The 26,084-nt window shown below is 73.0% G+C and carries 26 protein-coding genes; 13 read left to right on the top strand and 13 right to left on the bottom strand.

What is annotated here, in order from left to right; genetic code table 11:
• The first annotated feature begins 40 nt into the window (after positions 1 to 40).
• The gene (locus AB8A24_RS27070) at positions 41 to 712 is read left to right on the top strand and encodes a DedA family protein (protein WP_030770461.1); all 672 of its coding nucleotides are present in this window, start codon (positions 41 to 43) and stop codon (positions 710 to 712) included.
• Positions 709 to 1,479, top strand: a complete 771-nt coding sequence (locus AB8A24_RS27065) for an ankyrin repeat domain-containing protein (protein ID WP_369477842.1) — start codon at positions 709 to 711, stop codon at positions 1,477 to 1,479. Before AB8A24_RS27070 ends, AB8A24_RS27065 begins: the two co-directional genes overlap by 4 nt.
• Here the strand turns inward: AB8A24_RS27065 and AB8A24_RS27060 are convergent.
• Positions 1,476 to 2,021: a gamma carbonic anhydrase family protein gene (locus AB8A24_RS27060; protein WP_030718931.1), complete on the bottom strand. Its 546-nt coding sequence runs from the start codon at positions 2,019 to 2,021 to the stop codon at positions 1,476 to 1,478. The two genes, AB8A24_RS27065 and AB8A24_RS27060, sit on opposite strands and share 4 nt — an antisense overlap.
• Positions 2,022 to 2,160: 139 nt before the next feature.
• Between AB8A24_RS27060 and AB8A24_RS27055 the strand changes: the two genes are divergently transcribed.
• Positions 2,161 to 2,937 carry a DapH/DapD/GlmU-related protein gene (locus AB8A24_RS27055; RefSeq protein ID WP_369477841.1) on the top strand — a complete coding sequence of 259 codons (777 nt, stop codon included), beginning with the start codon at positions 2,161 to 2,163 and terminating at the stop codon, positions 2,935 to 2,937.
• Positions 2,938 to 2,957: 20 nt separating this feature from the next.
• On the opposite strand, the gene AB8A24_RS27050 is transcribed toward AB8A24_RS27055, so the two are convergent.
• Positions 2,958 to 3,824, bottom strand: coding sequence for an EamA family transporter (locus AB8A24_RS27050; protein ID WP_369477840.1), 867 nt, complete (start codon positions 3,822 to 3,824; stop codon positions 2,958 to 2,960).
• Positions 3,825 to 3,930: 106 nt separating this feature from the next.
• Here AB8A24_RS27050 and AB8A24_RS27045 point away from each other — a divergent pair, with 106 nt between their 5' ends.
• Positions 3,931 to 4,563 (top strand): XRE family transcriptional regulator, encoded by a 633-nt coding sequence (locus AB8A24_RS27045; protein WP_328966063.1) that lies wholly within the window; start codon positions 3,931 to 3,933, stop codon positions 4,561 to 4,563.
• Here the strand turns inward: AB8A24_RS27045 and AB8A24_RS27040 are convergent.
• Both AB8A24_RS27040 and AB8A24_RS27035 read right to left on the bottom strand, forming a co-directional pair.
• A complete protein-coding gene (locus AB8A24_RS27040) occupies positions 4,560 to 4,964 on the bottom strand; it encodes a CoA-binding protein (protein ID WP_369477839.1) in 405 nt (134 codons plus the stop codon). The two genes, AB8A24_RS27045 and AB8A24_RS27040, sit on opposite strands and share 4 nt — an antisense overlap.
• Before the next feature lie 81 nt (positions 4,965 to 5,045).
• Positions 5,046 to 5,603 (bottom strand): hypothetical protein, encoded by a 558-nt coding sequence (locus AB8A24_RS27035; protein WP_328964267.1) that lies wholly within the window; start codon positions 5,601 to 5,603, stop codon positions 5,046 to 5,048.
• A gap of 60 nt (positions 5,604 to 5,663) precedes the next feature.
• Here AB8A24_RS27035 and AB8A24_RS27030 point away from each other — a divergent pair, with 60 nt between their 5' ends.
• The 3 genes from AB8A24_RS27030 to AB8A24_RS27020 all read left to right on the top strand — a co-directional run bounded on the left by AB8A24_RS27030 (position 5,664) and on the right by AB8A24_RS27020 (position 10,553).
• Entirely contained in the window at positions 5,664 to 6,290 is a 627-nt protein-coding gene (locus AB8A24_RS27030; protein WP_030718947.1) for a YigZ family protein, read from the top strand.
• An 85-nt stretch (positions 6,291 to 6,375) separates the two neighbouring features.
• Positions 6,376 to 7,545: an exonuclease SbcCD subunit D gene (locus AB8A24_RS27025; protein ID WP_328964268.1), complete on the top strand. Its 1,170-nt coding sequence runs from the start codon at positions 6,376 to 6,378 to the stop codon at positions 7,543 to 7,545.
• On the top strand, positions 7,542 to 10,553 hold the full coding sequence (locus tag AB8A24_RS27020; RefSeq protein WP_369477838.1) for an AAA family ATPase: 3,012 nt from the start codon (positions 7,542 to 7,544) through the stop codon (positions 10,551 to 10,553). The genes AB8A24_RS27025 and AB8A24_RS27020 overlap by 4 nt, the downstream gene beginning before the upstream one ends.
• On the opposite strand, the gene AB8A24_RS27015 is transcribed toward AB8A24_RS27020, so the two are convergent.
• Positions 10,543 to 10,989: an Lrp/AsnC family transcriptional regulator gene (locus tag AB8A24_RS27015; protein WP_266388841.1), complete on the bottom strand. Its 447-nt coding sequence runs from the start codon at positions 10,987 to 10,989 to the stop codon at positions 10,543 to 10,545. The two genes, AB8A24_RS27020 and AB8A24_RS27015, sit on opposite strands and share 11 nt — an antisense overlap.
• A 94-nt stretch (positions 10,990 to 11,083) precedes the next feature.
• Here AB8A24_RS27015 and AB8A24_RS27010 point away from each other — a divergent pair, with 94 nt between their 5' ends.
• A complete protein-coding gene (locus AB8A24_RS27010; protein WP_369477837.1) occupies positions 11,084 to 11,608 on the top strand; it encodes a rhodanese-like domain-containing protein in 525 nt (174 codons plus the stop codon).
• Between the two features lie 107 nt (positions 11,609 to 11,715).
• On the opposite strand, the gene AB8A24_RS27005 is transcribed toward AB8A24_RS27010, so the two are convergent.
• From AB8A24_RS27005 to AB8A24_RS26990, 4 genes are all read right to left on the bottom strand, one after another.
• Entirely contained in the window at positions 11,716 to 13,419 is a 1,704-nt protein-coding gene (locus tag AB8A24_RS27005; RefSeq protein WP_328964270.1) for a DUF885 domain-containing protein, read from the bottom strand.
• 248 nt (positions 13,420 to 13,667) lie between these two features.
• Complete coding sequence (locus AB8A24_RS27000; protein ID WP_369477836.1) at positions 13,668 to 15,152, bottom strand: GNAT family N-acetyltransferase; 1,485 nt, start codon at positions 15,150 to 15,152, stop codon at positions 13,668 to 13,670.
• 188 nt (positions 15,153 to 15,340) lie between these two features.
• A complete protein-coding gene (locus AB8A24_RS26995) occupies positions 15,341 to 16,909 on the bottom strand; it encodes an alkaline phosphatase D family protein (RefSeq protein ID WP_328964272.1) in 1,569 nt (522 codons plus the stop codon).
• Between the two features lie 213 nt (positions 16,910 to 17,122).
• Complete coding sequence (locus AB8A24_RS26990; protein WP_328964273.1) at positions 17,123 to 17,974, bottom strand: alpha/beta fold hydrolase; 852 nt, start codon at positions 17,972 to 17,974, stop codon at positions 17,123 to 17,125.
• A 288-nt stretch (positions 17,975 to 18,262) separates the two neighbouring features.
• On the opposite strand from AB8A24_RS26990, the gene AB8A24_RS26985 reads away from it, so the two are divergent.
• Both AB8A24_RS26985 and AB8A24_RS26980 read left to right on the top strand, forming a co-directional pair.
• On the top strand, positions 18,263 to 19,033 hold the full coding sequence (locus AB8A24_RS26985; protein ID WP_266388829.1) for a GntR family transcriptional regulator: 771 nt from the start codon (positions 18,263 to 18,265) through the stop codon (positions 19,031 to 19,033).
• Between the two features lie 414 nt (positions 19,034 to 19,447).
• Positions 19,448 to 20,047 (top strand): RICIN domain-containing protein, encoded by a 600-nt coding sequence (locus AB8A24_RS26980; RefSeq protein WP_328964274.1) that lies wholly within the window; start codon positions 19,448 to 19,450, stop codon positions 20,045 to 20,047.
• A gap of 91 nt (positions 20,048 to 20,138) precedes the next feature.
• Here the strand turns inward: AB8A24_RS26980 and AB8A24_RS26975 are convergent, their stop codons facing one another.
• The 3 genes from AB8A24_RS26975 to AB8A24_RS26965 form a co-directional block, all read right to left on the bottom strand.
• Complete coding sequence (locus AB8A24_RS26975; RefSeq protein ID WP_266388825.1) at positions 20,139 to 21,293, bottom strand: ROK family transcriptional regulator; 1,155 nt, start codon at positions 21,291 to 21,293, stop codon at positions 20,139 to 20,141.
• Positions 21,294 to 21,393: 100 nt separating this feature from the next.
• Positions 21,394 to 22,044, bottom strand: coding sequence for a response regulator transcription factor (locus AB8A24_RS26970; RefSeq protein ID WP_030388177.1), 651 nt, complete (start codon positions 22,042 to 22,044; stop codon positions 21,394 to 21,396).
• A gap of 4 nt (positions 22,045 to 22,048) precedes the next feature.
• On the bottom strand, positions 22,049 to 23,224 hold the full coding sequence (locus tag AB8A24_RS26965; protein WP_369477835.1) for a sensor histidine kinase: 1,176 nt from the start codon (positions 23,222 to 23,224) through the stop codon (positions 22,049 to 22,051).
• Positions 23,225 to 23,332: 108 nt separating this feature from the next.
• Here AB8A24_RS26965 and AB8A24_RS26960 point away from each other — a divergent pair, with 108 nt between their 5' ends.
• The 3 genes from AB8A24_RS26960 to AB8A24_RS26950 are packed head-to-tail and all read left to right on the top strand — an operon-like array spanning position 23,333 to position 25,509.
• On the top strand, positions 23,333 to 24,244 hold the full coding sequence (locus AB8A24_RS26960) for an ABC transporter ATP-binding protein (RefSeq protein WP_369477834.1): 912 nt from the start codon (positions 23,333 to 23,335) through the stop codon (positions 24,242 to 24,244).
• 37 nt (positions 24,245 to 24,281) lie between these two features.
• Complete coding sequence (locus AB8A24_RS26955) at positions 24,282 to 25,031, top strand: ABC transporter permease (RefSeq protein WP_369477833.1); 750 nt, start codon at positions 24,282 to 24,284, stop codon at positions 25,029 to 25,031.
• Positions 25,032 to 25,071: 40 nt separating this feature from the next.
• Entirely contained in the window at positions 25,072 to 25,509 is a 438-nt protein-coding gene (locus AB8A24_RS26950; RefSeq protein ID WP_328964278.1) for a hypothetical protein, read from the top strand.
• Between the two features lie 51 nt (positions 25,510 to 25,560).
• Here AB8A24_RS26950 and mug read toward each other — a convergent pair whose 3' ends face one another.
• Complete coding sequence (mug, locus tag AB8A24_RS26945; protein ID WP_369477850.1) at positions 25,561 to 26,052, bottom strand: G/U mismatch-specific DNA glycosylase; 492 nt, start codon at positions 26,050 to 26,052, stop codon at positions 25,561 to 25,563.
• Between the last annotated feature and the right edge of the window lie 32 nt (positions 26,053 to 26,084).

Below are 26,084 nucleotides of genomic sequence, written 5' to 3'. Positions count from 1 at the left end.
CACAGGGGGCGCGCCGAGGACGACACGGGAGGACGTACCGGTGCACATCCAGGAATGGCTGGAGACGATTCCGGCGGTCAGCATCTATCTCCTGGTGGGTCTGGTCATCGGACTGGAGAGCCTCGGCATCCCGCTGCCGGGAGAGATCGTCCTGGTCAGCTCGGCGCTGCTGGCCTCGCAGCACGGGGAGATCGACCCCGTGATCCTGGGGCTCTGCGCGATCACCGGGGCGATCGTGGGCGACTCGATCGGCTACGCGATCGGCCGCCGGGGCGGCAAGCCGCTGCTGGAGCGGCTGGGCCGGCGCTTCCCCAAGCACTTCGGGCCCCAGCAGGTGGCGCTGGCGGAACGCTCCTTCGAGAAGTGGGGCATGTGGGCCGTCTTCTTCGGGCGGTTCGTGGCCCTGCTGCGGATCTTCGCCGGGCCGCTGGCGGGCGTGTTGCGCATGCCGTACTGGCGCTTCCTGATCGCCAACGTCCTCGGCGGCATCCTCTGGGCGGGCGGCACCACGGCCGTCATCTACTCGGTCGGGATCGTCGCCGAGCCGTGGCTGAAGCGGTTCTCCTGGCTGGCCCTGGGGCTGGCCGTGCTGTTCGGGCTCGCCGTGACGCTCGTGGTGCGCAGCCGGATGAAGAAGGCGGCCGCGGCCGCCGGCACCGCCGAGGCGGAGATCCCCGCACAGCAGTCGGCCCCGGCCACAGTCGGCGAGTGACGGCAGCGCAGCGACGACGAGCGGAGTCGGACTCGGACTGGTCCGACGAAGGCCGGTCGAGCCAGTACCACCCACGGGCGAACGGGCTGGGCCGGGCGGCGGAGCAGGGCGACGCGGCCGCGGTGCGGTCCCTGTCGGCCGGGGGAGCGGAGATCGACGCCTGGGTCCCCGGCGGCCGGCGCGCGCTGGACCTTGCCGTGTGCGCCGGGCACGCGGAGGTCGTCCGGCTGCTCCTCGCGGCGGGCGCCGACCCCCGGATCGACGCGGGCCCGTACGGCGAGGCGACGCCGCTGGCCCTGGCCGCGATGAACGGGCACACGGACATCGCCCGGGCCCTTCTCGACGCAGGCGCCCCACCGGGCGGCCCGGCCGGGCGGATGCGCTACGTGCCCCTGGTCCTCGCGGCCACGTCCGCGGAGAGCGGCAACCCGCCGCTGGTGGACCTGCTGCTCGACCGGGGCGCCGACATCGAGGAGACGATGCGGGACCGCACCCCGCTCGACTGGGCCGCCCGCTTCGGTTACCCGGCCACGGTGGAACGGCTCCTCGCCCGCGGTGCCGCCCTCACCGGGCGGACCTTGCGTGAGGGACGGGAGGGAGAGCGGTTCACCGCCCGCGCGACACCCGGCACGCGCCGCCCCGACCACCAGGCCGTCAGGGCCCTGCTCGCGGCCGCGCGGGAGTCGCCGGATGTCGCCCCCCGACGGGCGGGGAACGCCGGACCGGTGACGGCACCAGCGCCACGCGCCCCAGCGGTGACGGCCTAGGCGTCCGGGGTCACCGAGGCGCGGTGCTGCTTGGCCAGCTCGACGTACATCAGGGCGTTGACCTTGATGCCCTCGCGCTCCTCGTCGGTCAGTTCACGGCGCACCTTGGCGGGCACGCCCGCGACCAGTGAGCCGGGCGGGACGACCATGCCCTGCGGGACCAGGGCCTGGGCGGCCACCAGCGAACCGGCGCCGATCACGGCGCCGTTCAGCACGGTCGCGCCCATGCCGATCAGACAGTCGTCCTCGACGGTGCAGCCGTGCACGACGGCGTTGTGGCCGATGGAGACGCGCTCGCCGATCGAGACCGGGAAGCCGGGGTCCACGTGCACCGTGCAGTTGTCCTGCACATTGCTGTCGGCGCCGAGCGTGATCGGGCCGCAGTCGGCGCGCAGCACCGCCGAATACCAGATGCTCGCGCCGGCGGCGAGGGTGACGTCGCCGACCGTGACCGAGGTCGGTGCCGTGAAGGCCGTCGGGTCGATGTCCGGGTTCTTGCCGCCGACACCCGCCACGAGTGCCTGGGCCGCCTGGTACGTCATGTTCTCTTCCTCTGCCGTCTGTCGTCCGGTTGCCGCGCTATCGGCACCGTAGGCCACGCGCGGCACCGTGCCCGCGATGGGGTGAAGATCACAGGAGTGTGGTCGGGGCGACGCGGGTCCGGCGCACTACCGTGGCCGGGTGCCGAAGAAACAGAACACGTTCTCATCTCTGACGGCCGCGCGCCGCCGGTTGGCGAGCCGCGTGGTCCACACCGGATGGCGCTGGATGCAGCAGGCCGGTGCGGTCACCGCGCAGACCCCGGGGAGGCTCAGGTTCGGGGCGATCGGGGACGGCACCCGGCTCGCCTTCCCGCAGGGCACCGTCTTCGGTGAGCGCTGGATAGAGCTCGGCTCGCACTGCATCATCGGCGAGCAGGTCACCCTCACCGCCGGGATGATGCCGGACCTCGACCTCGGCTCCGAGCCGATGCTCGTCCTGGGCGACGGGGTGGTCATCGGCCGGAACAGCCATGTCATCGCCGACGCCCGGATCACCATCCGGTCGAACACCTTCTGCGGCCCCGGCGTCTACATCACGTCCACCAACCACAGCTACGACGACCCGCACGAGCCCGTCGGCCGGCAGTGGCCGCGCAGCGAACCCGTGGAGATCGGCCCGGGCTGCTGGCTCGGTACCGGCGCGGTGATCCTGCCGGGCGCGCGCCTCGGCCGCAACGTGGTGGTGGCCGCGGGAGCCGTCGTACGGGGCGAGGTGCCCGACCATGCCGTGGTGGCGGGGGCGCCGGCGCGCATCGTACGGCGCTGGCGGCCGGAGACGGGCTGGCAGCCGCCGCTGCGCACGCCGACGCCGGTGCCGATCCCGGACGGGATGACCCCGGAGCAGCTGCGCGGTCTGGCCGAGCTGACGGAGGCCGAGCTCGCGGAGATCGAACTCGCCGAGGCCGAGCGTTCGTAGGGCCCCGGCGTCGGGATAGCTCAGCCCGCGGCCAGGAGAACCGTTCCGGCGAGGGCCAGGCCGGCGCCCGCGGCCTGGACCGTGCGCAGCCGTTCCTTGAGTACGGCGAAGGCGGCGAGCGCGGTGATCACCGGGTAGAGCGAGGACAGTACGGCGGCCATGGTGACCGGGCCGTTCTGGGCGGCTATGGAGTACGTGCCGTTCGCCGCGACGTCCGCGAGGCCCACGAAGGCCAGAGCGGGCAGCAGCCCCCACAGGAGCTTCGGGCCGGTGCCGGACGGAAGCGCGGGTATGCCGCGCCGGGTCTGCGCCCACAAGGCGGCGCCTCCGACGGCGACGTTGGTGACCCGCTGCACGAAGAGGGCCAGGAACAGCCCCGTCACGGTGGCGGACGCCTCCGAGATCAGGGCCATCACCGCGCCGAAGCCGAAGGCCGCGACCAGAGTGAGGACGACGGCCTGCCGTTGGACGGGTGCGCCGCGCAGCTCCGGGCCGCCCGCGAGGACGATGCCGACGACCGCCACGGCGATCCCCGCGAACTGGCCGAGCCCGGGCCGCTCACCCAATATCAGCCCGGCGGTGACGGGTACGACCACGCCGAGGGAGCCCAGCGGCGAGACCACGCCCATCGGGCCGAGGGCCAGCGCCTTGTAGAAGCTGAGCATGGCGATCGGCCCGACCAGACCGGCGCCGACCGCGAACCACAGCTGCGGACCGGCCTCCCGCCAGGCGCCCGTGCCGAGGACCACCGCGCCCAGCACGACCACGGCGACGACCTGCGAGACGACGACCACCGTGAGCGCCGGGATCCGGCGGGTCAGCAGCCCGCCGCCGAAGTCGGCGAGCCCCCACAGCACAGCTGTGGCCAGGGCGAAGAGGGCGGTCATGGGGGACCTCGCAGTACAGTGCGGTGAACGCTGGAGTGCAGCATCGAATACGGAACACGTTAGTGCACTCTGTTGGACTGTGTCATCCAAAATATTGGACGGAATGGTGTCGGATCTCGAACAGCTCACCCAGGCGCTCGCCCGGAACCTCAAGCGGTGGCGCGGTGAGCGCGGTTTCACCCTGGACTCCCTGGCCGCTCGCGCGGGAGTGAGCCGCGGGATGATCATCCAGATCGAGCAGGCCCGTACGAACCCCAGCGTGGGCACCACGGTCAGGCTGGCCGACGCGCTGGGCGTCAGCATCTCCGCGCTCCTCGACCACGACCGGGGCCCGCAGGTCCGGATCGTCCCGCCGGACCAGGTGGTGCGGATCTGGTCCAGCGAGGCGGGCAGTTCGACGACGATGCTGATCGGCACCGACGAGCGAGGGCCGATGGAGCTGTGGACCTGGCACCTGGTGCCGGGTGAGGGGACGCACTCCGTCCCGCACCCGTCCGGCACCATCGAGATGCTGCACGTCACGGCCGGGGAGCTGACCCTGGTGGTCGGCGAGGAGGAGTTCCGCGTCCCGGCCGGGGCCGCGGCCACCTTCGAGGCGAACCTCGCGCACTCCTACCGCAACGACGGCTCCGTACCGATGGAGATGACCCTCGCCGTGTCGGTCCCGCCGGTCTCGGCGCCGGCCCCCGCGCACACGCACGGGGGCACCGGCGCCGGAACCAGCGCGTCCGCCGGCTAGAGCGCCGGGATCTCGATCGCGGGGCAGCGGTCCATGACCATGGTCAGCCCCGCCTCGCGGGTACGGGCGTACGCGGCCTCGTCGATCACGCCGAGCTGGAACCAGACGGCCTCGGCGCCGACGGCGGCCGCCTGGTCGGCGACGGGGCCGGCCAGTTTGCTGTTCACGAAGACGTCCACCACGTCCACCTTGAACGGGATGTCCGCCAGCGAGGCGTACCCGGGCTCACCGTGCACGGTCTCGGCCTTGGGGTGCACGGGGATCACGCGCTTGCCGAACCGCTGGAGCACGCGCGCCACCCCGTATGCCGCACGGTCCTGGTTGTTCGAGAGCCCCACCACGGCCCAGGTGTCGCCGAGCTCGGTGAGGATCTTGCGGATGGTTGCCGGATCGCCGTACACGTGTGCCGCCTCCTGGTGTTCTCGTCCCCGCCGGCCCTGACCGCGGCTTCCCCGCCGCCCTCGGACCGGCGCTCTGCCGGGTCAACCGAAACGGCCCGCGCGCGATTCCCCGCTCCCCGCCGACGGGTCCACGTTCCACCCCGGCGGGAGCGGCCCGTCACAGAAGACGCAGACGAAGTACTCCTCCCGGACGATGTTCAGCTGCGCGCAGGCCGGGCAGCGGCGGAAGACCACCTCGTGGGTGAAGCCGTCCGGGCGCACGTCGAGTCCGGCCGCGTCCAGGGCGTCCGCGACGGCCGGCCACGAGCAGGTGTCCGGGCAGTATCCGGTCGACTGGTTGCTCACCGCACGGACCACCCACCGCCCGGACTCCCGCCCGAAGGTGATCTCCCCGGCGCTCAGCACCGTGCCGCCGCCCGCGCACACCACGTGCTCGCTCCGCCGCGGCGCGAGCCGCAGCACACCGGCGCCGTCCACGACGAACGTGACGGGCTCGGACGGCTCGACCGACGCCGGGCCCGAGGCCCAGTCCTCGAACTCCGCGGCCGAGCGGATGCGCCGGCCCTCGCCCTCCGGTCGGACGAGCGCCCTCAGCTCGGCCGGTCCCACATACCGGTAGTTCCACCCCCGCAGCTCCATGTACGCCAACCTAGGCCACGGGCGGGAGGGGGCCCGTTCTGCACCGCTTAGGGTGGTGAGGTGAAGGCAGACCAGTACGTGACGGTGGCCCGTGAGGGCATGCACGAGTCCGAGATCAACCGCTCGCGCTTCCTCTGCTCGCTCGCGCCGGCCGCGACCGAGCAGGAGGCCCAGGACTTCGTCGCGCGCATCCGCAAGGAGCACCCCACCGCCACGCACAACTGCTTCGCCTACGTCGTCGGCGCCGACGCGTCCGTCCAGAAGGCGAGCGACGACGGCGAGCCCGGCGGCACAGCCGGGGTGCCCATGCTGCAGATGCTCATGCGCCGCGACATCCGCTACGCGGTCGCCGTCGTCACCCGCTACTACGGTGGCGTGAAGCTCGGCGCCGGCGGGCTGATCAGGGCCTACGGCGGGGTCGTCGGCGAAGCCCTCGACGAACTCGGCACCGTCACCCGGCGCCGCTACCGGCTGGCCACCGTCACCGTCGACCACCAGCGGGCCGGCAAGACCCAGAACGATCTGCGCTCCACCGGCCGGACCGTGGTGGACCTGCGCTACGGCGCCGAGGTGGAGATCGAGGTGGCCCTCCCGGAGGCGGACCTGCCCGCCTTCGAGGCCTGGCTCGCCGACACCACCGCGGGCAGCGCCGGTCTCACCCTCGGCGGAGAGACGTACGCGCCCTGAGCGCCCCCGGGGACGGGTTAGCGTAGAGGGGTTCAGCGAGCGGGAGACGACCAGGGGGAGACGGCATGCGCGGCGGGGTCGGCGAGTGAAGTTCCTGCACACCTCCGACTGGCACCTCGGCCGGGCCTTCCACCGGGTCAACCTGCTCGGCGCCCAGGCGGTCTTCATCGACCACCTCATCGAGACCGTGCGCGAACGCGAGGTCGACGCCGTCCTGGTCGCCGGTGACATCTACGACCGCGCCGTACCCCCGCTGCCCGCCGTCGAGCTGTACGACCGGGCCCTGCACCGCCTGGCCGACCTGGGCGTGCCCACCGTGATGATCTCCGGCAACCACGACTCCGCGCGCCGGCTCGGCGTCGGCGCCGGACTGATCGACCGGGCCGGGATCCACCTGCGCACCGACCCCGCCGGCTGCGCCGACCCCGTCGTCCTGGCCGACGCGCACGGTGACGTGGCGCTGTACGGGCTGCCGTACCTGGAGCCCGCCCTGGTCAAGGACCAGTTCGGCGCCGAGAAGGTGAGCCACGAGGCGGTCCTCGGCGCCGCCATGGACCGCATCCGGGCCGACCTCGCCCGCCGCGCCCCCGGCACCCGTTCGATCGTCCTCGCGCACGCCTTCGTCACCGGCGGACAGGCCAGCGACAGCGAGCGCGACATCACCGTCGGCGGGGTCGAGGCCGTACCCGCCTCGGTCTTCGACGGCGTGGACTACGCCGCCCTCGGCCACCTCCACGGCAGCCAGACCATCGACGAACGGGTCCGCTACTCGGGTTCCCCGCTCGCCTACTCCTTCTCCGAGGCCGACCACCGCAAGACCATGTGGCTGATCGAACTGGGTGCGGAAGGGGCCATCGTCCACGCCGAGCGCGTCGACACCCCCGTACCCCGCACCCTCGCCCGGCTGCGCGGGCGGCTGGAGGACCTGCTGCGGGATCCGGCGCACCAGGCGCACGAGGACGCCTGGGTCGAGGCCACCCTCACCGACCCGGTCCGGCCCGACGACCCCATGGCCCGCCTCGCCGCCCGCTTCCCGCACACCCTCACCCTCGCCTTCGACCCCGAGGGCCGCCAGGAGGAGACCGGCGCCTCCTACGCCCAGCGACTCAAGGGCCGCAGCGACCAGGAGATCGCCGAGGACTTCGTCGCCCACGTGCGCGGCGGCGGCCACGCCGACGAGGCCGAACGGGCCGTCCTGCAGGGCGCCTTCGACGACGTACGAGCCGACGACAGCCACCGGGAGACCCACCGATGAGGCTGCACCGGCTGGCCGTGACCGCCTTCGGACCCTTCGCCGAACCCCAGGAGATCGATTTCGACGCCCTGTCCGGCGCCGGCATCTTCCTGCTGCACGGACCCACCGGCGCCGGGAAGACCTCCGTGCTCGACGCCGTCTGCTACGCGCTCTACGGTTCCGTGCCCGGCCCCCGTCAGGCCCCCGGCACCAGCCTGCGCAGCGACCACGCCGCCGCCGACACCCCGACCGAGGTCACCCTCGAACTCACCGCGGGCGGACGCCGGTTGGAGATCACCCGGCGGCCCGAACAGGAACGCCCGAAGAAGCGCGGCACCGGCACCACCAAGGACAAGGCCCAGAGCCGGCTGCGCGAGCACACCGGCGAGGGCTGGGAGCCGCTCAGCCGCTCCCACCAGGAGATCGGCGAGGAGATCGAGCAGCTGCTCGGCATGAGCCGCGAGCAGTTCTGCCAGGTCGTGCTGCTGCCGCAGGGGGAGTTCGCGAAGTTCCTGCGCGCCGACGAGGCGGCCCGCGGCCGACTGCTCGGCCGGCTCTTCGACACCCGCCGCTTCGCAGCCGTCGAGGCCCTGCTCGGCGAGCGCCGCCGGGCCGCCGAGGCCAGGGTCCGCGCCGGCGACGAGAAGGTGCTGCACACCGCCCAGCGGCTCGCCCAGGCAGCCGGCGACAGCGCCGACCTGCGGGCCTGGCCGATGCCCGGCCACCAGCCGGGCGATCCCGGACTGGCCGAGGCCGTCCGCGCCTGGGCGGCCGTCGCCCGGTGCGCGGCCCGCGAGCGTCTCGAGGTCGCCGAGTACGCGCTGGCCGCCGTCGAGAGCCGGCACGCCGCCGCCCGGCGGGCCGCCGAGGACGCGCGGGAACTCGACCGGCTGCAGCGCCGGCACGCGGAGACCCTCCGGCGGGCCGCCCTGCTCGCCGAGGCCGAACCCGAACGGGACCGCGTGCGCGAGCTGCTGGACCGGGCCCGGCGTGGAGCCCTGGTGGCCCCCGCCCTGGAACTGCGCGGCGCCGCCTCCGCGGCGCACCTGGCCGCCGCGCACGCCGAGACCTCCGCCCGGGCGCAGCTCCCGCCGACGCTCAAGGAAGCGGGCGCCGAGCAGCTGGCCGACGTCGAACAGCGCCTGCGCGAGGCCCTGGGCGCCCTCGGCGCGGCGCAGCGCGCCGAACAGCGCAGCGCCGAGATCGGCCGCGAACGGGCCGACCTGGAACGGGAGTCCCGCGCCGCCGAGGAACAGCACCAGGAGTCCGCCGATTGGCTGGAGCGCTGGGAGGCGACCCGTGCGGCGCTGCAGGAGCGCGTCGACGCCGCCCAGCAGGCCGCGACCCTGGCCGAGCAGCTCGCGGGCCGACTGGAACCCGCCCGCATGCAGCTGAACTCCGCCCGGCGACGGGACGAGCTCGACGCCGACGCGGCGCGCGCCGCCGGTGAACTGCTCACCCTGCGCGAGGAGTCGGCCGCCGCCCGGGAGCGCTGGCTGGAGCTCAAGGAGGCCCGGCTGCGCGGGATCGCCGCCGAGCTCGCCGAGGCACTGGTCGCGGGGGAGGCCTGCACCGTGTGCGGGTCCGCGGAGCACCCCGCTCCGGCCCGCCCGGCCCCCGGTCACGTGGACCGCGCGGCCGAGGACGCCGCCCACGCCCATCTGGAACGGGCCGAGCAGGCGAGGGCCGCCGTCGAGCGCCGGCTCGCCGCCGCGCAGGGGGGCCGCGCCGAGGCCGCGGCCGCCGCCGGGGACGCCACCACCGCCGAACTGCTCACCCTGACCGCCGACCTGAGCGCCCGTCATGCCGCCGCCCACGCCGCGGCCGCCGGCCTGCACGCCGCCCGGGAACAGCTCGCCCGGGCCGAGCGGGAGCACGCCACGCGCAGCGCCGACCGGCAGGGCGCCGAGACCCGGGCCGCCGCCAGGGCCTCCCGGCGCGAGGCCCTGGACCGCGAACAGGCCGGGTTGGAGGCCGAACTGGCCCTCGTCCGGGACGGTGCGCCCACCGTCGCGGCCCGCGCCCGCACCCTGGAGGACCGGGTCCGGATGGTCTCCGGGGCGGCCACCTCGCTGCGCCGGGCCGAGACCACCGCGGCCCGGCTGAAGGAGGCCGACGACCAACTCGCCGACGCCTCGTTCAAGGCCGGGTTCGACACCATCGAGGCCGCCGCCGACGCGGTGCTCCCGGAGTACGAACGCACCGCGCTCCAACACCGGATGGACGCCTGGCAGACGGAGGAGGCCCTGCTGGCGGACCGCCGTCGCGAGACCGGCGCCGCCCTGGCGGCAGCCCTGCCTCCGGCCGCACCGGACGCGGCCGAGGCCGCTGCGACCTCGGCCGCGGCGAAGCTTCGTACGGCGGGGTCGGCGGCCGACGCGGCCCGGGTGCGCTGCGCGGAGCTCGACCGGCTCTCCCGGCGGGCCGAGCAGGAACTGCGCGCGCTCGGCCCGCTGCGCGAGGCCTACGACCGGGTCGCCCGGCTGGCCGGACTCACCGCCGGCACCTCCGCCGACAACGAGCGCAAGATGCGCCTGGAGGCCTACGTGCTGGCCGCCCGCCTGGAGCAGGTGGCCGCCGCCGCGACGGTACGGCTGCTGCGCATGTCCGGCGGCCGCTACACCCTGGTCCACTCCGACGCGCGGGCGAGCGGACGGGGGCGTTCCGGCCTCGGACTGCACGTGGTCGACGCCTGGACCGGCAGTGAGCGGGACACCGCCACCCTGTCGGGCGGCGAGACCTTCTTCGCCTCGCTCGCCCTGGCGCTCGGCCTCGCGGACGTGGTCACGGACGAGGCGGGCGGCATGCGGCTCGACACCCTCTTCATCGACGAGGGCTTCGGCAGCCTGGACGACCAGGCGCTGGACGAGGTGCTCGACGTCCTGGACGCACTGCGCGAGCGGGACCGCAGCGTCGGCATCGTCAGCCACGTCGCCGACCTGCGGACCCGCGTCCAGACCCAGCTGGAGATCGTCAAGCAGCGCGGCGGCTCCGTGGTGCGCCACCGGGCGGCGGCGCTCACGGACTGAGCGGCCTGCGGGGCAGCGGCGAGGAGTACACGATGCTCGTCGTCACCGGTCCGAGGCCCGAGATCCGGCCCGTGACCTCCTCCAGGTGCGCCATCGAACGCGTCGCGACCTTGAGGACGAAACAGTCGTCCCCGGTCACGTGATGGGCCTCCAGGATCTCCGGGGCCGTCTCCAGGAAGTCGTGGAACGGCTTGTAGTTCCCGTGCGGATAGCGCAGCCGCACCAGCGCGAGGATCGACTTGCCGAGCTTCTCCGGATCCACCACCGCCGTGTAGCCGGTGATGATGCCGCTCTCCTCCAGTCGGCGGACCCGCTCGGTGACGGCGCTCGCGGACATGGACACGGAGCGGGCGAGCTCGGTGAAACTGGCGCGCCCGTCCCGCTGGAGGGCTTCGAGGATCCGCCAGTCGGTGGCGTCAGGGGAATAGTCGGTCATGGTGCAGGTCTAGCAGGGATTTCCCCGGCCGGACAAGGAGAAGGCCGGGGAAAGCCACTTCCTGCGATGATCAACAGATCGTAGATTTCTTGCCATGACGACGACGCAGAACACCACCCCCGCCCCCGCCCCCGCGACCACCACCAACCCCGTGCTCCGGGTGCCCCCGGCCTCCCCGGCCGCGGCGGCCGCGTACTTCTCCGCGAGCCTGGCCTTCCACGCGGACGTGTCGGATGTCGCCGCCGCTTTCAAGGCCCACCGTGAGCAGGGCGCCGAGCTCGGCTTCCAGCTCGTCGACTCCCGCTCCACCCCGTCCTGGGACCAGGCCCACGTGCCCGGTGCCGTCCACCTGCCCACCGCCCTCATTCCCGAGCAGGCCGAGCGGCTCCTGGACAAGAACGTCCCCGTGGTGACGTACTGCTGGGGCCCCGGCTGCAACGGCGGCACCCGCTCCGCCCTCGCCCTGGCCGAACTCGGCTTCCAGGTCAAGGAGATGCTCGGCGGCATCGAGTACTGGATCCGCGAGGGCTTCGAGGTCGAGACCTGGCAGGGCGGCCGGCAGCGCGCCGAGGCCGACCCGCTGACCGCCCCGACCGACTCGGACGACTGCGGCTGCTGACGTGTGTCTCTTACGGGCGCCGACGAGGACGGGCCGCCCATCCCCCGGGGATGAGCGGCCCGTCCGTCGTCCGTCGTCCGTCGTCCGCCGCCGGCGCGGCCGAGGTGTCAGAGCTTCGACAGCTCGTCCACCAGATCGTCCAGACCCAGCGAGCCCTGCGAAAGCGCCGCCATGTGCCAGGCCTTCAGATCGAAGGAATCGCCCCGCGCGGCACGCGCGTTGTCCCGGCCCAGCAGCCAGGCGCGCTCGCCCAGCTTGTAGCCGATCGCCTGCCCCGGCATCGACAGGTAGCGGGTCAGCTCGCTCTCGACGAAGTCCGCCGGCCGGCCGCTGTGCAGGCCGAAGAACTCCTGCGCCAGGTCCACCGTCCACCGCTCGCCCGGGTGGAACGGCGAGTCCGCCGGGATCTCCAGGCCCACGTGCATACCGATGTCCACGATGACGCGCGCAGCGCGCATCATCTGGCAGTCCAGGTAACCCAGGCGCTGCTCGGCGTCCTTGAGGTAGCCCAGCTCGTCCATCAGCCGCTCCGCGTACAGCGCCCAGCCCTCGGCGTTGGCGCTGACCATGCCGACGGTGGCCTGGTAGCGCGAGAGCTGGTCCGCCACGTGCGTCCACTGCGCGAGCTGCAGGTGGTGGCCCGGCACGCCCTCGTGGTACCAGGTGGACACCAGGTCGTACACGGCGAAGCGGGTCAGGCCCATGGTGGGCAGCCAGGTGCGGCCCGGGCGGGAGAAGTCCTCCGAGGGGGACGTGTAGTACGGGGCCGCGGGGCCGCCCGGCGGGGCGATGCGGGACTCCACCTCGCGCACGCGCTCGGCGAGTTCGAAGTGGGTGCCGTCGAGGTTCTCGATGGCCTCGTCCATCAGGCCCTGCAGCCAGGCCTGGACCTCGTCCACGCCCTCGATGTGCGTGCCGTGCTCGTCCAGGTGCTTGAGCGCCTCCCAGGGCCCGGCGCCCGGAAGGATCTTGGCCGCCTCGGACTTCATCTCGGCGAGCAGCCGGTGGTACTCCGACCAGCCGTAGGCGTACGCCTCTTCCAGGTCGAGGTCGGTGCCGTTGAAGAACCGGGCCCAGCGGGCGTACCGCTCCCGGCCCACGGTGTCGGGCTTGCCCTCGACGGCCGGGGCGTACACCGAGCTCATCCAGTCGCGGAGTTCGACGACGGAGGCGGTCGCGCCCGCGGCCGCGGCGTCGAGTTCGGTGCGCAGGGAGTCGGGACCGGCGGAGACGAAGCCCTCGAAGAAGGGGGCCTCGGAGCCGTCCTGGCCGACCCAGGTCGTGAGCTGGCCGATCATGGTGGTGGTGGCGCGCGGGCCACCGTACAGGCCGCGCTCCAGGCCCAGTTCGAGGCTCTCGCGGTAGCCGTCGAAGGCGGCCGGTACGGCCCGCAGGCGTTCGGCGATCGCCGCCCAGTCCTCGTCGGTGTCGGAGGGGGTCAGGGAGAAGATCTCACGGACGGAGTGGGCGGGGCTGTGGATGTTGCTGACCGCGCACAGGTCCTCGTCGGCCTCCACCACGGCGAGCTCGGCGGTGAGGCGCTCGCGCAGCAGCCGGGCACATCGGCGTTCGGCGTCGCTGTCGGCGCCGGGCACCGACTCGGCGGCGTCGAGGCGCGTGAGGGTCTCGCGGATGAGCTCGGCCAGGGCCGCACGGCCCGCCGGAGAGAAGTCCGGGAGCTTGCTCGAACTCGCGGCGACACCGAGGTAGGTGCCCGTGATCGGGTCGAGGGCGATGAGGTCGTCGACGTATGCGTCGGCCACCTGGCGGGGCAGCCGAGGTGCACTGCCGTTGTGGAGGGTCTCTGACATGCGGACATCTTCGTATGCGGGACGGGTTCCCGTCATCACCGATTGCCGTCGCACTGCTGACGCGGGCCGGAGCGAGGTCGCCAGTCCGTGCGAAAAACCTTCAACCACCGTGCTGGACAAGCGACTTCACGTCCCCGGCGGGAACGTCGCCGGGGACGGTGCGCGCGCAGCTTGGCCGGATTCCGCCGGAACCGCCCTCCCGCCGGAGCCGGTACCCGGTCGGGGTCCCGGTTGTCCGGACGGATCGTTCAGCGGCGGCGGCGCGGAGCCGACTGCTCGCGGGGGAGCTCGTGGGGGAGCTCGTACGGGAGCTCGCGGGGCAGCTCGTAGGGCGGCTCGTAAGGCAGGCGGGAGCTGACCGGGTTCGCGTCCAGCCGGGCCGTGATCACCAGGGTGCCCTCCTCGATCTGGTAGTCGAGGGGGAGGCCGAGGCCGCGCATGGCGGCGACCATGCCGGTGTTGGAGGCCTGGGTGACGGCGTACACGCTGTCGCACCCGGCCTCGACGGCCATCGCGAGGAGCCGGCGCAGCAGCTCGGAGCCGATGCCGCGGCGCTGCCAGTCGTCCTCGATGAGCAGGGCGACCTCGGTCTCGTCGCCGTCCCACAGCAGGTGGCCGAGGGCGACGAGCTTGCCGGAGGCGGTGGTCGCGGCGAGGGTGCGGCCGAAGCGGGGGCTCAGCAGGTGGCCGAGGTAGCGGTCGGCGTCGTTGACGGGGCCGTGGTAGCGCAGCGACAGGGTGCGCTCGGAGCAGCGGTCGTGCATGGCGCGGGCCGCCGGCAGGTCGGAGCCGTCGGCGCGGCGCACGGTGATCTCGTTGCCCTCGGGCAGGGTCAGTACGTCCTGGCTGCGCGGGACGCGGGGGCCGAGCCGGGCGTCGAGCTCGACGAGGGCGCGGGCCCGGGCGAACTCGGTCGGGGTGAAGGGCAGGTACGGCCGCTCCACGGTGATCGCACCGCCGGAGGGGTCGCGCAGCCGCATCACCGTGGCCTCCAGGACCCCCTCGACCGGGGCGTCCGCGCCGGCGTTGGGGCGGCCGGAGAGGGTGGTCGCCGGGATCGAGTGGATCGTGCAGCGGCCGAGCAGCTGACGCAGGGCGAGGGGAAGCTCGGCGGCGTCCAGGGCGGTGCGGGTGGCGAGGCCGAGGACCCGCGTCGGGGTGTCGACCAGGTCGTGGGCGTCGGCGCGCTCGATCCAGGTGCTGTGGCCGCCGGCCCGGGAGACGGCCCGGCTGAGGTCGGCGGAGGGCAGTTCCTGCGGGGCGCGCAGCAGGAACTCGTCGACGGTGCCGCCCTCGGGGAGCGGGTGCGTCTGGAGGTTCAGGATGTCGACGCTGTTGCGGGCGAGGGCGGTGCAGAGGGCGGCCAGGGAGCCCGGCTCGTCCCGTACGGTCGTGCGCATCCGCCAGAGGGTGGTGCTGCTCGCGGTGGCCGTCGCGGTTGTGGTCGCGCCGGAGCCTGTCGACGGGAGCGGCTCCGGATCGGTGGGGGCTGTGCTCCGCGGCGGGGGCGCATGGCTGTGGCGCCGGGCCCACCAGGTGTGGAAGGCCGCCGTCACCAGGAGTACGACGGCCGAGGCCACGAGCAGGACCGGGCCCCTCGGGCCGTGCACGACGAGATTGGCGATGGCGTCGGCGACCGCGACGGCGCAGAACATCGCGGCGAGTTCGACGACGTCACGGCGCCAGTGGTGACGGTGGGGACGGTGGACGGAGGCGGGGTTACGGTCAGTCATGCACACCACTGTGGCGCAGGGGTGTTGCGTGATCACGAACGATCTGTGACCGACTGGTTAAGTGTCCATCTGGCCGATTTCACCCAGTTTTCCGGGTCATTTCCGAATTGCAGGCCCGAGGGGTCGATCCTCCCGCGGGATCCGGGGCTCGCGGGGATCTCCCGGGGGTTGCCCGAGGCTTCCGGGCGTCACTGGCCCACGCGCCCGGGTCGGAGCGTCCGCGTGAAGAGTACGCCCCCTCCCTGGCGGCGCAGGCGGACGGTGAGCTCCCCGCTGCCGCCGTCGATGTCGACCTCACCGTAGTACGGCGGGTTCTCGGACGGTGACATGTTGGCGAAGGGGGCCGACTGTACGTAAGCGGTCTCCGGGCCGAAGGTGGCGTCGAGCCGCCCGGCCGGGAAGCCGCCCGCGCCGATCGGGCCGGACACGAACTCCCAGAACGGCGCGAAGTCGGTGAAGGCCGCCCGCTCCGGCGCGTAGTGGTTCGCGGCGGTGTAGTGCACGTCGGCCGTGACCCAGAGGGTGCCCGTGATGCGCTGGTGCTTGATGTGCCGCAGGAGCTCGGCGATCTGGAGCTCGCGGCCGAGCGGTGCGCCCGGGTCGCCCTGGGCGACGGCCTCGAAGTTGGCGGCCCCGTCGGGGACGACGATGCCCAGCGGCATGTCGGCGGCGATGACCTTCCAGGTGGCGCGGGAGCGGGACAGCTCGCGCTTGACCCAGGCCAGCTGCTCGGCGCCGAGGATGCCGATGGGGTCCTCGGCCTGGGTGCCGGGGGAGTTGGCGTTCCGGTAGGTGCGCATGTCGAGGACGAAGACGTCGAGCAGCGGGCCGTACCGCATCACCCGGTACATCCGGCCCTCGGCGCGTCCGCCGCGCAGGTCGGTGACGGGGAAGTACTCGCCGAAGGCCTGGCGGGCCCGGGCGGCGAGGGTGTCGGCCTCCTTGACGGTGTAGCGGGGGTCGTCGATGAGCTGGCCGGGGTACCAGTTGTTGCGCACCTCGTGGTCGTCCCACTGGGCGAGGACCGGGACCTGGGCGTTGAAGCCGAGCAGATTGCGATCGAGCAGGTTGTAGCGGAAGTTCCCGCGGAACTCGGCGAGCGTCTCGGCGACCTTCGCCTTCTCCTCGGTGGTGACGTTGCGCCAGAGGCTGCCGTCGCGCAGCGGCGCGGTGGCGTTGATCGGCCCGTCGGCGTAGATGGTGTCCCCGCTGAAGAGGAAGAAGTCGGGGTCGCGCAGCCGCATCTCCTCGAAGACGCGGTAGCCGCCGAGATCGGGGTTGATGCCCCAGCCCTGGCCCGCCAGATCGCCGGACCACAGGAAGCGCACGTCGTGGCGGCGGGAGACGGGGGTGGTGCGGAAGGTGCCGTGGACCGGTGCGGAGCTGCGGCGGGGGTCGTCGGGGTCGGTCAGGACGACCCGGTAGTGGATCTGCCGGCCGGGCGGCAGGTCGCGCAGCACGGTGGTGCCGGTGAAGTCGCTCGACGGGCCCAGCAGCGGGCCGCGGTGGCGGCGTACGGCGTAGCGGAACGCCTCGCTCGGCGAGGTCTCGACGTACATCCGCGCCAGGCGGTCGGAACGGGTCCACACGGTGGCCGAGTGGGCGGTGATCTCGCCGGACTGGACGCCCCAGAGCGCGGCCGGTCGGCCGGAGCGCGCGAAGGCGGGGACGGCGAGCGCCGGGGCGGCGATCAGCGCGGAGGACAGGGCGAGGGAACCGCCGATGAGGGACCGTCGGGTGTGCGGGATCGATGCCATCGGTACGTCTCCTGGGGCCGGCGAGGACGGGTCGGACCAGCGTGCCGTCGCACACAGGCCCGGCCGCGTCGCCCACGCGAACCCCGGATGAACAGCCGTCAGCCGCTCATTCGTTCACCTGTTCAGATGTTCGGCGGATCCGGTCGATCCGGAACCCGATCCGGCCGGCCCAGGACCCGGCCGATCCAGGACCGGCCGATCCGGTCAGGCTCTTCAGGCGGCCACGAGCCGCGCGCTGCGGGCCGTGTCCAGCACCACCCGGGACACGAGCGCCGGATCGTCGTTCATCGGGACGTGGCCGCAGCCCGGGAGCCGGACCAGTCGGGCGCCGGGGACCGTGTGCTTGGCGCGGATGCCCTGGCGGCGCAGCAGCAGCCGGTCGCGGCTGCCCCAGGCGATGGTCACCGGCATGCCGGGTACGTCGTCGGTGAAGCGTACGGAGCCACCCGCGGCCAGCGTGTCCACGAACCCGGTGGCATCGCGCAGGGCGAGGGTCTCGGCGACGACGGCCTCGGCCGGGCGGCGGGACGGGCGGGCGTAGATGGTGCCGGTGAGCGCGGCGCGCCCGGCGGCGGTGCGCGAGAGCCGCCGGACGGCGGGCAGGGGCAGCGCCTTGGCGCCGGCGCGCATCGCGAGGAGGGTGGCGAAGGCGTAGCGGCGCTCGGCCTCGGTCCAGAATCCGGCGGGGGAGAGGGCGGTGACGGAGCGGACGAGGTTGCTCCGACCCATTTCGAGGGCGAGCAGACCGCCGAGCGAGTTGCCCGCGACGTGCGGGCGCTCGACGCCGAGGGCCGTGCAGAGCGCCCCGAGGGCCGGAGCCACCGTCCCCAGGGAGTACGGAACCCCCTTGGGCAGGGGCTCCGAGGTGCCGAAGCCGGGCAGGTCGACGGCGATCACGTCGTGCTCGGCGGCCAGGATGTCGATCACCGGGTCCCAGGCCTGGAGGTGATGGCCTATGCCGTGCAGCAGGAGAAGGGGTTCGCCGGCGCCTTTGCGCTCGTAGGCGATGGTGGTGGGGCGGGGGCCGAGCGGCGAATCGATCGTGAAGGAGACCGTGGCGGTCATGCTGCTCCTCGTCGGTTGGACGCGTGCGAGACAGGATGTCAGTAGTGCCTACCGCCATGATTACCGTCCGGTAGCCCTTGACTACAAGCCTTCCGTGCCCACGAGAACATCCCATGAACGGCTTGATACGTATGCCCGTTCTGCCCGGCAAAGGTATGAGCATTGGTCTTGACCAAGGGGGTGTGCCGTCCTATCGTCGCAGGGATAGTGCAGGAACCTTTAATAAACAAAGGCGCGGAACTGCCGCTGGAACACACGGCGAGTGCAGCGATGGCAGGAGGAGTCAGGGTGGGGACCACGCAGCTCGAAACGGCACCGGAGCCGAAGTACTGGCACCTCAAGACCGTCCTCAGCGAGGCGCTCGACCAGGACTTCGCCGTCGGCGAGGTGCTGCCCAACGAGCGTGAGCTCGCCGCCCGTTTCGGTGTCGCCCGCGCGACCCTGCGTCAGGCGCTGGAGCAGCTGGAACTCGAAGGCCGGCTGCAGCGTCGCCGCGGCGTGGGCACCACCGTCGCCCCGCCGCGCGTCGGCGTCGCCGTGGGCAGCGCGCAGCACAGTTGGCCGGGCGAGAGCGTCGACGGCTGGGAGCCGGTGGACGCGGCCGAGACCCTGCCGACGGCCGCGGTGCTGAAACTCCTCGGAACCGGGGGCGCCTTCGCCGCCGACCAGCCGGTGCACACGGTGCGCCGGACCCGTGTCACCCACGGTCAGGCCGTCGCCGCCGAACTGCTCTACGTCCCCGCCGCGTCGGTGCCCGGACTCCCCGCCATCGAGGCCCCGGCCGGCCCGGCCCGCGCCCGCGCCGTCCTGCGCGAGCTGCAGCGGCTGGTGCTCGACGGGCAGGACCGCTCGGTGGAGCTCGGCTCCGCCCGCGCCGACGACGCCAAGGAGCTGGACCGTCTGCCCGGCGCCCCGGTGCTCGTGGTCACCACGCGCTACTTCACCACCGCTGGCACGGCGGCGGTTTCGGTGGCCACCTACCGCGCGGACACCTGCCGCCTCACCTTCGGGGACTCGGGCAACGTCGAGATCACCCACGAGCCGCGCGTCGCCTCCTGACGCGACCCTGTGCGAGGCTTCCCGGTCGCCACGCCGCCGTTCGAGAGCGGCCGCGCGTTCGCGTGCCCTGAAGGTCGCCCACGCCGAGGAACAGCCCAGGCACGGTAGCCGGGTGGCGGCGTGCCCGGATCACTGCCGCGCACCATGAGGACGCGCAGGTCCGGGCCTGACGGGGCATCGGTGGAGCGCCACGCCCGCCCCGCCCGGCCCCGGGCGCCGCCGACTCCTCGGCCGCTACTGCCGAACCTCCGTGGCCGATAGGCGCCCTGACACAGGGGCTCGGGCTGTGTTCAGCTGTCTCCCGGCCCGTGGCACCGGCACGCGTACCACCGTGGCACCCCGGCCTGCCGCTGCGCCTCACGCACGCACCCGAAGAGCCAGGAGGGAAAGAACGTGCCTCGCATCGTCCGATCGGTGGCGGTCACCACAGCCGCCGTCGCAGTCCTCGCCACCGCTCTCACCGGAACCGCCGGCGCAGACCCCACCGGTACGCATGCCGCCTTGGACCGGAGCGGGCCCGCGCCCGTGCACTGGACCGTTGCGACACCTGGCGTGGCGGCCCCCGCGCCGCAGCGATTACTGAACCAGCCCGTGCGGATCACCAACGACTTCGCCAAGCGTCCCACCACGCAGTGTCTGGACGTGGACGCGAACGGCGGCGGCAACGGCACGGTCGTCCAGATCTGGCAGTGCAACGGCTCCACCCAGCAGCGTTGGTACCTCTGGAACAACGGCGCGCTGGAGAGCTACCGCTTCCCCGGCAAATGCCTGGACGCCGACCTCAACGGCGCTGGCCGCAACGGCACCAAGGTGCAGATCTGGGACTGCAACAACACCCCGCAGCAGAGCTGGTCCCACCCGTCCGGGGACCGTGCGATCTACAACGCCCGCTTCTACGGCGGCGGCAACATCGTCATGGACCGCGACGCGAACGTCGTGGGCAACGGAGCCCGCGTCCAGCTGTGGCAGAAGAATTTTCAGTCGCAGCAGTGGTGGGACGTCTGGACCGACTGACCGCGGTATCCGGACGCGGTGACCGTCCTCGGGTTGCCCGTTGACGACGGGCAACCCGAGAAGCCCGTGCCGGACCGGATCCACGGCGGGGTCAGCGGCGGGCCGTGACCGTCTTCTCCACCGCGAAGAGTTCCTCCTCGACGTGGTCCAGCGCGAGCCGCAGGGCTCCGGTCGCCACCGCGGCCTCGCCGAGCATCGACTGGGCCACCCTCGGCGGGCGCAGGCAGTAGCGCTCCAGTTCCTGGCGGAGGGGCTCCAGGACCCCGTCCAGGCCGGCCGCCCAGCCGCCGACGACCACCAGCTCCGGATCCATCGCCAGGACCAGCGCCGCCACGTCGTGCACCAGCCGCTGCAGGAACCGCTCCACGGCGGCCACCGCCCGCTCGTCGCCGCGCTCGGCCATCGCGAAGACCTCGGCGACGGCAGCCTCGTCCAGCGGATGCAGCGGCTCACCCGTGGTCGACAGCAACCGCTCGGGCGTGACCTCACGGCCCAGCAGGTGCAGGGCGCCGATCTCGCCGGCCGCTCCACCGAACCCCCGGTGCAGCCTGCCGCCGATCAGCGAACCGGCCCCGGGGCTGAGCCCGGCCATCACGAACACCATGTCGCCGGTGTCCCGCGCGGCACCCTTCCAGTGCTCGGCGACCGCGGCCGCGTTCGCGTCGTTCTCCACCTGTACCGGGCAGCGGAAGGAGCGCCGCAGCCGTTCCCCGAGCGGCAGCCCGGTCCAGCCGGGCAGCGCGGTACCGAGGCGGACCGTACCGTCCGCCTCCACGATGCCGGGGCTGCCGACGCCCACCGCCCGCAGCGAGTCCCGCGGCACCCCGGCGCGGCGCAGCAGATCGGCGACGGCCGCCCGTACCTTCTCCAGCCGCTCATCGGCGGACGCCGTCTCCGCGACGTCCTTGGTGCCGGCGCCGATGACCCGGCCGTCGAGCCCGGACAGCAGCACCGCGATCCGGTGCGATCCGATCTCGATGCCCAGCAGGTGCCCCGCCTCGGTCCGGAACCGGAACCGCCTGGCCGGGCGGCCCTGCCGCCGCGCGCCCTCCTCCGCCTCCGCCTCGACCACGAGCCCGGTGGCGATCAGCCCCTCCACGACCCCCTCGACGGTCGGCCGGGAGAGCCCGGTCAGCCGTGTGAGGTCGGTGAGGGTCGGCGATCCGGCCGTCCGCAGTGCGCGCAGCACCACGGCGGAATTGATCCGCCGGAGCAGAGAGGGGTCCCCGCCGGTCAGCTGCCCCAACGTGTGTCCTCCCAGGTAGCGAGCTTGTCAGCCGGATCGTACTGCCCGCCCGGTGCGTCGGCGAGAAGCAGCCCCCCATCGGCCGGAAGCAGACCTTCCCTCATGCGGGGGAGACGAACCCCGACTCGTACGCCGTGATCACCGCCTGGGTCCGGTCCCGCGCCCCCAGCTTCGCCAGGATCGCGCTGACGTGGGACTTGACCGTCTCCGTACCGATGATCAGCTCGGCGGCGATCTCCACGTTGGTGAGCCCCCGCGCCATCAGCCGCAGGACCGCCTCCTCCCGCTCGGTCAGGGCGGCCCGCTCCAGCACCGCCCGGGCCTGCCGGTTCCCGTACTCGGCGGCCAGCGCCCGCACCGCCGCCGGGAAGAGCAGTGTCTCGCCCTCCGCCACCAGCCGTACCGCGTGCACGATCTCCGAAGGCCGGGCCCGCTTCAGCAGGAACCCGTCCGCGCCGGCCCGCAGCGCCTGGTAGACGTACTCGTCGTTCTCGAAGGTGGTCACCACGAGAATCTTCGGCGGGGAGTCCACCGTCCGCAGCACCGCACGGGTCGCCTCGATCCCGTCGAGGAGCGGCATCCGCACGTCCATCGCCACCACATCCGGCCGCAACTGCCGGACCAGGGGGATCACGGAGGCCCCGTCGGCCGCCTCACCCACCACTTCGATGTCGGGCTGGGCGTCCAGGACGGCGCGCAGACCCGCACGCACCAAGGGCTCGTCGTCGACGAGCAGTACGGTAACCGGCATCCGGTCAGCGTATTCGCTCCAGCGGCAGCCGGGCGTGCACTCTCCAACCCCCCTCGTACAGACCGGTCTCGGCCTCCCCGCCGAGCAGCGCGGCCCGCTCCCGGATCCCGCGCAGCCCGCTGCCGCCACCGACCGTGACCCCCGGGCGTTCCGGCAGGGGGTTGGTCACCTCCAGGTCCAGCCGGCCCGCCGTCATCTCCACCCGCACACGCACCGGCACGGGACCGCAGTGCCGCAGTACGTTGGTCAGAGCCTCCTGCAGGATCCGGTAACCCTCCCGGGTGACCGGAGCCGGCAACTTCTCCAGCGGCCCTGTCAGTTGCGCGTCCACGGCGGAGCCGGAGGCCCGGGCCGACTCCAGCAGCCGGTCGGCCTCCACCAGCGTCGGCCCCCGCGACGGTGGCTGTCCCGACTCCCGCAGCACTCCCAGCACCCGCTCCAGATCCTCCAGCGCGGCCCGGCCCGTCTCCTCGATCGCGCACAGCGCCCGATCGGTGAAGGCGGGATCACCCGCGGCGCGGGCCGCGCCCGCCTGCACGACGGCCACGGTGAGGGCGTGCCCGATGGAGTCGTGCAGTTCCCGCGCGATGCGGGTGCGCTCCAACAACTGCTCCGTGCGTGCCTCCAGCGCGGTCAGCCGCTCGGCGGCGGACGGGCTGAGCAGGCGGGTGGCGGCCGTGGTGATCAACTCGCCGAGCAGGGTCACGATGGCGATGAGGACGACCAACGGCACGGGCACCAGCAGTGCGGCGACCCAGCGCCCGGGTACGAACGGCAGGAAGAGGTCCGAACCCAGGGGATGGCCGATCGCTATCGCGACGAGCTCCACCGCCATCGCCGACAGCCAGACCGTGGCGCCGAACGCACCGACCGCGATCACCATCCGCGTCTCCAGCCACAGCACGGTGCGCCAGCGGTCTCCCCAGTGGGCCGACGGAGCCAGGCTTATGGCGCTGTCGGAGGAGTCGCGGTCGTACGGCGTCAGTAGGAACCGCGCCTGAAGACCCTCCGCCAGCCGCACCCAGGGCACCAGCCCGAACGGCAGGACGAGCAGCAGCGGCACCCAGGGCCACCGGGGCATGATGAACATCCATACGGCCAGGAGCAGCAGCGGCACGCAGAGGTGCAACCAGCGTGAATAGGTCACTGGTTGGAACGGGGCGCGCAGCAGTCGGTTCATGACTCCATGGTGGCAGCGCGCTGCTCGCGGCCGTCTCCCCCACGTGGGGGAGACGGCACCCTCGCATGGGGGAGGGAAGGGGTTGGGGCCGGCGGCGAGTCTTGAGCCATGAACAGCATCGAGATCCGAGAACTCACCAAGCGATACGGCACCCACCGCGCGGTGGACGGCCTCACCTTCGACGTCCTGCCCGGGCGGGTCACCGGATTCCTGGGTCCCAACGGCGCGGGGAAATCCACCACGATGCGCCTGCTCCTGGGTCTGGACCGGCCCACATCCGGCACGGCCACCATCGGCGGCCGGCACTACCTCGACCTGCCCGACCCGCTGCACCGGGTCGGCGCTCTCCTGGACGCCCAGGCGGGTCACGGCGGGCGGGCCGCCCGCGACCACCTCCGCCTGCTCGCCGCGGCCGGCCGCATCCCCGCGAGCAGGGTGGACGAGGTCCTGGAGCAGGCCGGCATAGCCTCCGTCGCCGAGCGGCGGATCAAGTCCTTCTCACTCGGCATGCGCCAGCGCCTCGGCATCGCCGCCGCGCTGCTGGGCGACCCCGGGGTGCTCCTGCTGGACGAGCCCACCAACGGCCTCGACCCCGAGGGCATCATCTGGATCCGCGAGCTGATGCGCTCCCTCGCCGCCGAAGGACGCACCGTCCTGGTCTCCAGCCACCTGATGTCGGAGACCTCGGCGCTGGCCGACCACCTCGTCGTGCTCGGCAACGGCAGGCTGCTGGCCGACACCTCGATGGAGGAGTTCATCGACGCCCGCAGCGCCCCCAGGGTGCGCCTGCGCACCTCCGACCCGGTCCGGCTACGGGCCGCGCTGGCCCGGGACGGCTTCGAGCTGGCCTCCTCGGCCGAGGGGCGATGGACCGTCGAGGGCATACGGGCCGAGCAGCTCGGCAGCCTCGCCGCCCGAGAAGGGGTTCCCCTGCTGGAACTGTCCGACGAGCGCGCCTCGCTCGAGCAGGCCTACCTCGACCTCACCGCCGATCACGCGCAGTTCACCGCGACCCACTGACCGACCACCCGCTCCCGCACTTCCAGGAGGCTTCGCCATGAGCGCCGCTCTGCCCACAACCGCCGTACTGCACTCGGAATGGATCAAGATCCGGTGCCTCCGGGGCACCTTCTGGTCATTGATATCCATCCTCATCGCCACGGTGGGCGTCCAGGCTCTGACGGCCGCGGCACTGGGCGAGGCCGACGAGGGCGATATGGGGGAGGACCCGCTCCTCGCCGCCTTCTACGGGCTCAACTTCGGTCAGATAGCCGCCATCGCCTTCGGCGCGACGGCCTTCTCCGCCGAGTTCCACAACGGAGCCCTGCGCACCAGCCTCACCGCGGTGCCCGACCGCACCCGGTTCTACCTGTCGAAGATCGCGATGCTCGGGGCGCTCGCCCTCGTCGTCGGCCAGTTCACCGGCCTGCTGACCTTCACGGCCGGCCAGGCGTTCATGGGAGAGCGCGCCCTCGCACTGGGCGACCCCGGCACCGTGCGGGCTGTCGTCGGCTGCGGCCTCTACCTGACGCTCATGACGTTGTTCGCGGCCGGACTCACAGCGGTGCTGCGCAGCGGCGTGGCCGTCCTGAGCATCCTCATACCCTTCGTCGTCATGGTGTCCTTCGTCGTCGGTTCGGCGGCGAGCGGGGTCGGGCAGTTCATGCCGGACCGGGCCGGACAGGCCATGATGCGCAGTCAGTCGTACGGTGACCTCGGCCCGTGGGCCGGTCTGGGAGTGCTGGCGCTGTGGGCGGCGGTCGCGGTGCTGGGAGGCTGGCTGGCGGTGCGGCGCCGGGACGCGTGACGTCGGGCCAGTTGTCAGTGGCCCTCGGGATACTGACGGTATGACCACGGCAGAGCACCTCGACACGATCGACCGGCTCCGGGCGAAGGAGTTCCCGCCCGAGCCGGTCCGGACCGGAGGAAACAGCAGCGGCCCGGGATTCCACCTGGTCCAGCTCGCCAGGACACAGGACTTCTGGGACGACGACTGCACGGGCCGGATCGAGGCGGCCGACCAGATCGGTGCCGAGTACGGGGCGCTCGCCCAGGCGGTGACCGACCGGTGGGGGGAGCCGCAGGTCTTCGGCCTGGGAACGCTGAGGGACCGCGGTTTCGGCGGGGAGGAGATACCGCAGCCGTGGGGGGAGATCGGCGACTGCACCGACCACGTGCACCTGTGGCGGGTCGGAGACCACTGGCTGGTGGCCTACGTGGCGCAGTGGTCCGAGGAGGACCCCTACCAGCTGATGGCAGGGGTCACCGTCACCGATCCGCTTTAGGCCGTCCCTTTCCGGATCTTGCCGGGCCCGACAAGATCCGAAAGAGACGACCTAGTCGTCGGCGGCTTCGGAGGCTTCCGCGGCCGTGCGGAGGCGGGCGTACTCCTGGGCCATGGACTCGGCGGTCCAGTGGGCGTTGAGACCGCTCGGGTTGGGGAGGGCCCAGACGCGGGTGGTGCCGATGGTCCGCTCCTGGGGGCCGATCTGGGCCTTCCGCTCGCCGAAGGCGGTGCGGTAGGCCGTGACGCCGACCACCGCGAGCCACCGGGGGCGCAGCAGTTCCACCTTGGCCGTCAGGATGCGGCCCCCCTCGCGGAACTCCTCGGCGCTCAGCTCGTCGGCGCGGGCCGTGGCCCGGGCCACGACGTTGGTGATGCCGAGGCGGTAGGTCAGCAGCTCTTCCTGTTCCGCGGGGGCCAGCCGGCGCGGGGTGAAGCCCGAGAGGTGCAGGACGGGCCAGAACCGGTTGCCGGGGCGGGCGAAGTGGTGGCCCGTCGCGGCGGAGAGGAGTCCGGGATTGATCCCGCAGAAGAGCACACGCAGACCGCCCCGCCCCGCCCGGCCCGCCCGCCACG

The organism is Streptomyces sp. BF23-19 (genome assembly GCF_041106355.1).
GTDB classification, from domain to species: Bacteria; Actinomycetota; Actinomycetes; order Streptomycetales; family Streptomycetaceae; genus Streptomyces; species Streptomyces virginiae_A.
The sequence above is the reverse complement of the archived record's forward strand: the minus strand, read 5'-3'. Positions and strand labels throughout refer to the sequence as shown.